3 protein-coding genes are annotated in these 3,773 nt (G+C 60.7%); 2 read left to right on the top strand and 1 reads right to left on the bottom strand.

The annotated features are described in order from the left end of the window. The coding region (locus tag AC1DXV_RS32435; RefSeq protein WP_477937596.1) for a hypothetical protein at window positions 1-1,291 on the top strand (1,291 nt) is incomplete at its 5' end. 120 nt (window positions 1,292-1,411) lie between these two features. Continuing rightward, window positions 1,412-2,494 (top strand): TRAP transporter substrate-binding protein, encoded by a 1,083-nt coding sequence (locus AC1DXV_RS32430; RefSeq protein WP_477937594.1) that lies wholly within the window; start codon window positions 1,412-1,414, stop codon window positions 2,492-2,494. 1 nt (window position 2,495) lies between these two features. On the opposite strand, the gene AC1DXV_RS32425 is transcribed toward AC1DXV_RS32430, so the two are convergent. Continuing rightward, window positions 2,496-3,773: TRAP transporter large permease (locus AC1DXV_RS32425; RefSeq protein ID WP_477937592.1), on the bottom strand; the 1,278-nt coding region annotated here is incomplete at its 5' end.

Here is a 3,773-nt window from a genome sequence, read left to right as displayed (position 1 = left end):
GCATGAGACGGATGATAGAACCTATGCCTTGAATTTGGCGGGTCACCTTATTGATGGTTCGCTCAAGGAGCTTCGGGGAAAACTTCAGCACGGCGGGAATGGTGATCAGAATATAATTTCAGAAAGCTATCATTCACTTTATTGTCGGATGCAGGCAATACGGTATGAGAAGGATGAAACTGAGTTCGATGATGGGTTTGTTAAATTCCAGGAGGCTGCCTTTTCAGCAATGGAATCGGGTGATGTGGATGAATATGAGAAAGCATTGGAGTATCTTGTTGGTTTCATCGCTGAGAAGGCAAGTGATGTCATTGATATCGATGCGCTAATGGCTGAACTGGACGATAGGGACACTGAAAGATCCCAGGATGAGTTTGGTTTGGAGGAGGGGAAAATGATCTACGTGGAAAACCTCTCGAATGAATCTTGTCTACCCGAGGAGGCTGAGTTGCCGCATGTGGGGGATTCATTGAGTAGATCAGAGGACAGTGAAGCTGATACTGAAGATCCATCGTCTGCCAAGCCGGTTCATGCGAAAGTCAAGCCGGAAGTCGCTGGTGCAGTTAACAAGGACTTGCGTCATCGTGAATTGATGCAGGAGCTTGATGGCAAATTCGAGGGGCAACAGAGAAAAGGACGAAAAGAATACAAGAATGTGATCACGAAGCCGAAAAAACGAAATACCAATTCGCAAACAAGAAATCGTCAGATCGGCACGCGGACTGAGTTGCATCTAGACGGCAGCGGTAGTGATGCCGCCATGAACAAGATTTCTCGAAAGCAGGAGGAGACTAGAAGGGTGATGGTTCAAGGGACGGCGAACTCGATCGAGCATGTAATTCACGAGGAGGTGAGTGATGCAGGCAGAAAAATATCTCATTCCGCATTGAGGGATCAGTATTGCGAGCCTCTTGATAAGCAGGCGCCTGAATTGCAGACGGCAGGCAGGCGGCGGAAGGATTTTGGTCGCGACGCGACTAATTGGGGGGCCTTGGTAGATCGAGAAGTTTGCCGAGACCCTATCGATTTCAAAGTGCTGCACAACATGTGCAGGTTGCTAGCGGCAGACTGCGAAGGTGTGTCCCGCCGTTCCGCAGCTCGTTACAAGCAGAAGAACCTTCTTGAGATGAAGGATTATTTCAAGCAGCAAGCGGCGGTATTTTTGCCGAAAGAGAAACCTGAAGTCGACGATGGTCTGAAAGCGGCGGCGGTTGCTTTCTCACTGCAATGCAAGATTCATACGCGGAGAATTGTTGAATATTCAAATTACAAGCCGTCGCAAGAGAACTGACCGCATCGGCGATCAACGATCAAGAGCCCGCCGGGCTTTCCCCAACGGGGAAAGCCCATCCCCATCCCCCTCGAAGCTCGGTAAAAAATCTCTCCGCCCCATCACCCCGAGGAGAGAGACATGGACCGCCGTACCCTGATCACCCGCACCGGCCTGGCCGGCGTGCTCGCCGCCGCCAGCGCCCCCGCCATCGTGCATGCCCAGACGGCCCTGCGCTGGCGCCTCGCCTCCAGCTTCCCGAAATCGCTCGACACCATCTTCGGCGCCGCCGAGGTGTTCGCCAAGAAGGTCGGCGAACTCTCCGGCGGCAAGTTCCAGATCTCGGTGCACGCGGCCGGCGAGATCATGCCGGCCTTCGGCGTGGTCGATGCGGTGCAGAACGCCACCGTCGAGATCGCGCACACCGCGCCGTACTACTTCTTCGGCAAGGACGAGACCTTCGCGCTCGGCTGCGCGATTCCGTTCGGCCTGAACTCGCGCCAGATGACGGCGTGGATGGTCGAGGGCAACGGCCTGAAGCTGATGCGCGAGTTCTACCACCAGTACAACATCGTCAACTTCCCCGGCGGCAACACCGGCGCGCAGATGGGCGGCTGGTTCCGCAAGGAGATCAAGTCGCTGGCCGACATGAAGGGCCTGAAGATGCGCATCGGCGGCTTCGGCGGCCGCGTGCTCGAGCGCATCGGCGCGGTGCCGCAGAACATCCCCGGTGGCGACATCTACCCCGCGCTCGAGAAGGGCACGATCGACGCCGCCGAATGGGTCGGCCCGTACGACGACCAGAAGCTCGGCTTCAACAAGGTGGCGCCCAACTACTGCTACCCCGGCTGGTGGGAGGGCGGCCCGCAGCTCGACTTCTTCGTCAACACCAAGGCCTTCGACGCGCTGACGCCCGAGTACAAGGCGGTGATCGAGGCCGCCTCCGCGGTGGCCCACATCGACATGCAGGCCAAGTACGACTACCGCAACCCGGCCGCGCTGAAGCAGCTGGTGGGCAGCGGTACGCGGCTGTTCCGCTTCCCGAAGGAGGTGATGGAGGCGGCCTTCAAGGCCTCGCAGGAGATGTACGCCGAGCTCTCGGCGAAGAACCAGAACTGGAAGAAGGTCTACGAGGACTTCGCGAAGGTGCGCGCCGACCAGAACCTGTGGTTCCGCTTCGCCGAGGCAGCCTTCGACGACTTCATGCAGACGCAGAAGCTGTAGCCTACTTCTTGCCGGCCTCCTGCTGCAGCGCGCGCTCCACCGCCTTCATCTGCTCGTCGTCGGCGCTCGACTTCGATGACGGCGGCGCGCTCGCGGCTTCTTCGGCCGGCTGCGGCATCAGGCCGTCCATCGACGGCGCCGGCTTGTCCTGACGCTCCTGCTGCAGCTGCTGCATGATCTCGTCGTTGTTCAGCTTGTTCTCTTTGCCGAGCCCGCTCGACACCAGGCCGGGGAACGCGATCACCAGGCCCACCATCACGATCTGGATCAGCACGAACGGGATCGCGCCGCGGTAGATCTGCCCGGTCGTCACCCGGGCCACCGGCGCCTTCGTGACCTTGTCGGTGTAGTCGTCCACCGGCGCCACGCTGCGCAGGTAGAACAGCGCGAAGCCGAACGGCGGGTGCATGAACGAGGTCTGCATGTTCACCGCCAGCAGCACGCCGAACCACACCAGGTCGATGCCCAGCGTGTGCGCCACCGGCCCGATCAGCGGAATGATGATGAACGACAGCTCGAAGAAATCGAGGAAGAAGGCGAGCACGAACACCAGGATGTTCACGACGATCAGGAAGCCCAGCTGGCCGCCGGGCAGGCCGGTCAGCAGGTGCTCGACCCACTTCGGCCCGTCGACGCCCTGGAACGACAGGCTGAACACGGTGGAGCCGACCAGGATGAACAGCACGAAGCACGACAGCTTCATCGTCGTGTCCATCGCCTGGCGCAGCAGGCTCAGGCTGAGGCGCCGGCGCGCGAGCGCCATCACCAGCGCGCCGGTGGCGCCCATCGCGCCGCCTTCCGTCGGCGTGGCGACGCCGAGGAAGATGGTGCCGAGCACCAGGAAGATCAGCGCGAGCGGCGGGATCAGCACGAAGGTCACGCGCTCGGCCATCTTCGACAGCAGGTTGAGCCTGGTCACGCGGTTGATCACCGCCAGCAAAAAGGCAAAGCCGACGCCGACGCACATCGACGTGACGATCAGCTCGTCGGTCGGCGTGGCGGCGGGCCGGCTGCGCGCGAAGGCGAAGGCCGAGGCCACCGACAGTGCCGCCACCACGCCCAGCGAGCGCAGGCCGCTGCTGCCGTCGGCCTCGCGGATCGTGCGGGCTTCCTTCGGCAGCGCCGGCGCCCACTGCGGGCGCCACATCGTCACGCCTGCGATGTAGAGCACGTACAGGCCGGTCAGCACGAAGCCGGGAATGAAGGCGCCCTTGTACAGGTCACCGACGCTCTGGCCCAGCTGGTCGGCCATGATGATCAGCACCAGCGACGGCGGGAT

It is taken from the genome of Rhizobacter sp. P3_C12, from assembly GCF_056402735.1.
The sequence above is the reverse complement of the archived record's forward strand: the minus strand, read 5'-3'. Positions and strand labels throughout refer to the sequence as shown.